The following is a 3541-nucleotide window of genomic DNA, read 5'->3' as shown; positions in this document are numbered from 1 at the left end:
GATCATTCATAAAGGGGAGACCGACGGGAACGCTGAATGACAACAATTTGATGTTGAACGGGCAGCCTGCGCCGTTGCAGCATCACGAGACAGCAGCCTAGGGTGGCAAAGCAGACGGGTCGGAGCCTCTAGCCGCTCGCCAACACAGGTGACTTGACGTGCAGGCGAACGGGAGTGTCGAGCCTCTTCGAATTACCACTGCCGCCTTGCCGCCCGCGCAACGCCTGGACCATTTCCGCGAGATTTTCGGGCGAAGGCTCTTCCGGATCGAAATGGAACCCGAGCCCGGCACCGATTTCGATGTCGACGTCACCTTGCAAGCCTTGCCCGGCCTGCGCATCTCCACCGGATCGCACTCTGCGATGCGCAATCGGCTTACCAGCGAACTGATCGATAGCGATGATCTTGTTCTCGTCATCATGCAAAGCGGTTTGGGAACGGCTAAGCAACGAGGGCGGGAAGAGACCTTCAGCGGCGGCCAGGCTATCGTCACCGCCAATGACGAACCGGGGAGCGGTACCGCGCATTCACGCGTGCAACTCATCAACTTGCGTTTTGCGCGAAAACGGCTCGCTCCACAGCTGGCTGACGCGGACGCGAGCGTTCTTCGGCCGCTATCCAGGGACAACCAGGCGCTGCGGCTGCTAACGTCCTACCTGCACATCGCCAGGGGCGAACTGGCGCGGTCCTCTCCAAGCCTGCAGCAGGCCGCCGCCGACCATGTCCACGATCTCGTGGCGCTTGCTCTGGGCGCCACGCGCGATGCCGCGGAGATCGCCAGGGGACGTGGAGTGCGGGTTGCAAGGCTGCATGCGATCAAGGCGGACGCCGTGGCCAACGTCGCCGCGAGTTGGCTGTCGATCGATGCCCTCGCCGCACGTCATGGCGTGTCGCCACGCTACATACGCTCGCTGTTCCAGAGCGACGAAACGACCTTTACCGATTTCGTGCTGGACCAGCGCTTGGCACGCGCGCATGCACGCCTGACCGACCCTCGTCTGGGCGCTCGATTGATCAGCACCATCGCCTTCGAATCGGGGTTTGGAGATTTGTCCTACTTCAATCACCGTTTCCGCCAGCGCTACGGCGCGACCCCGTCCGACATACGCGCCGCGGCACGGATCGAGGGTGGCTGGTAGCGCAATGCCGCCGCGCCGCTGACCAGCAGCAGATGCCGCAGTTTTGATCCTGCTGTTCCTCACAGCCCAAAACGACACGTCACCCAGCCCAAGCAACCGCCCGGCTCTCGCTTATAGCTTGCCTCGTTTTTTCGAGGCGCCTGTCGCGGAGCTGTTGTGCAAGGGGTTGAGACGTCCTTCCGGTTTTCAACCGACGAATTGCCTGAACGCGATCGGCTGCCAATCTGGCGCGAAGCCTATGGCCGCAACATCGTCAAACTGGATCTGGAGCCGTTCGGCGACGGGCCGCTGCGTATCGAAGGTCTTATCCATACGCTGCCCAACCTCGCCATCGCTTCACTTTCCAGTAGTCCGGCCAGGGTGACGCGGACCAAGGCTCAGGCATCCGACAGCAATGACGATCTCGTCTTCGTCATCACGGATGGAGACGTCATGTTCCGTCAGAGCACGAAGGAGGTCGAGCTAAGAGCGGGCGAAGCCCTTTTGTGGTCGAACGCCCTGCCCGGCGGGAGCCTGAACAACGAGCCGCTCGCCCGTCTCCTCACGCTCGCCATACCGCGGACCGCGCTGACGCAGGCGGTGGCCAATCTCGACGACGCGCTGATGCAGCGCATACCGCGCGACAACGAGGCAACGCGGCTTCTGACCAGCTATATCAAGATACTGCAGGCCGAGATCGCCGACATGTCGCCGGAACTCAAATCGGCAAGCAGCGCGCACATGCAGGACCTCATGGTGCTGGCGCTTGGCGCCAACCGCGATGCCGCCCATCTCGCCAGGGCACGCGGTGTTCGCGTGGCGCGGCTGCAAGCCCTCAAGGCCGACATCGTTGCCAATTTGACCGAGCGGGATCTGTCGATCGACAGGCTGGCGGCGCGGCACGGCATTTCGCCACGCTACATCAGGTCGTTGTTCGACAGCGACCAGACCACGTTCACCGATTTCGTGCTGAGCCAGCGCCTCGCACGCGCGCATCGCTGCCTCGAAGACGTCAGGTTTTCCGGCTACATGATCAGCACCATCGCTTTCGAGGCGGGGTTTGGAGACTTGTCCTACTTCAATCTTGCGTTCCGCCGGTGCTATGGCGCGACGCCGTCCGAAATTCGCGGCGCCGCCCGGCTCAAGGGTGGCTGGTAGAGCGTCCGACAACGCCCCGCGCTGCCGATTGCGCCAACCGCTCGGTGTCGTGGGGGGCATTCCTTGAGTTCCTCACAGCCTGCCTCGGTTCCTCACAGCCCAAGTCAGCGCGTCACCCAGCCCAAGCAGCCGCCGGCCTCTCCCCTGTAGCTTGTCTCTGCTGTTTCAAGACGTGGCCGCGGAGCTGTCGTGCAAGGAGAAGAGACGTCGTTCCGGTTTTCGACCGATGAATTGCCTGAGCGTGATCGGCTGCCAATCTGGCGCGAAGCCTTTGGCCGCAACATCGTCAAACTGGATATGGAGCCGGTCGGCGACGGGCCGTTGCGCATCGAAGGCCATATCCAGGCGCTGCCGAACCTGGCCATCGCATCGTTTTCCAGTTCTCCGGCCAAGGTAACGCGGACCAAGGCTCTGGCGTCCGACAGCAGCGACGATCTCGTTCTCGTCATTTCGAAAGGAGATGTCCTGTTCCATCAGGGCAACAAGGAGGTCGAACTCAGCGCCGGCGAGGCTCTGCTGTGGTCGAACGCCGTGCCCGGCGGCTGCTTCCACAACGAACCTATCGAGGGTCTGCTCACGCTCGCCGTACCCCGGACTGTGCTGTCGCGAACCCTGGCCAATCTCGACGATGCGTTGATGCAAGCCATTGCATGTGACAACGACGCGATGCGGCTCCTGATCGGCTATGTCCGGGTCCTGCAAGCAGAGATCGGCACCATGTCGCCGGACCTCGAGGCGGCGTGCAGCGTGCATGTCCAGGATCTGATGGTGCTGGCACTTGGCGCCAACCGCGATGCCACCCATCTCGCCAGGGGGCGAGGCATCCGCGTCGCACGGCTGCAAGCCCTTAAGGCTGATATCCTTGCCAATCTGACCCGGCGCGACCTGTCGATCGACAGGCTGGCGGCGCGCCACGGCATTTCGCCACGCTACATCAGGGCATTGTTCGATAGCGATCAGACTACATTCACCGACTTCGTGCTGAACCAGCGGCTGGCACGTGCGCATCGTTGCCTCGAAGACATCCGCTTCGCCGGCTACATGATCAGCACGATCGCCTTCGAAGCGGGGTTCGGCGATCTGTCCTATTTCAATCTCGCGTTTCGCCGCCGCTACGGTGTCACGCCGTCCGATATACGCACCGGCCGCTGTGGCAGGGGCGCGAGTGACACACCCTGACGACAGGCAGTCCTGTCCGCGCTTGGTACCGCACAGCCCAAGCCGCCGCGCCGTCCAGCCCAAGCACCATCCCGGTTCTGCCCGCT

The 3541-nt window shown here is 62.8% G+C and carries 3 protein-coding genes; all 3 read left to right on the top strand.

Features of this window, described 5'->3' with window-relative positions; genetic code table 11:
* The first annotated feature begins 158 nt into the window (after positions 1–158).
* The 3 genes from AC1DX0_RS32940 (at position 159) to AC1DX0_RS32930 (ending at position 3455) form a co-directional block, all read left to right on the top strand.
* Positions 159–1139, top strand: a complete 981-nt coding sequence (locus AC1DX0_RS32940) for an AraC family transcriptional regulator (protein ID WP_477219308.1) — start codon at positions 159–161, stop codon at positions 1137–1139.
* Positions 1140–1295: 156 nt separating this feature from the next.
* A complete protein-coding gene (locus AC1DX0_RS32935; protein ID WP_477358547.1) occupies positions 1296–2276 on the top strand; it encodes an AraC family transcriptional regulator in 981 nt (326 codons plus the stop codon).
* 189 nt (positions 2277–2465) lie between these two features.
* Positions 2466–3455 carry an AraC family transcriptional regulator gene (locus tag AC1DX0_RS32930; protein ID WP_477219310.1) on the top strand — a complete coding sequence of 330 codons (990 nt, stop codon included), beginning with the start codon at positions 2466–2468 and terminating at the stop codon, positions 3453–3455.
* The last annotated feature ends 86 nt before the right edge of the window (positions 3456–3541 follow it).

The sequence above is a fragment of the Mesorhizobium sp. P3_A9 genome (assembly GCF_056402975.1).
The sequence above is the reverse complement of the archived record's forward strand: the minus strand, read 5'-3'. Positions and strand labels throughout refer to the sequence as shown.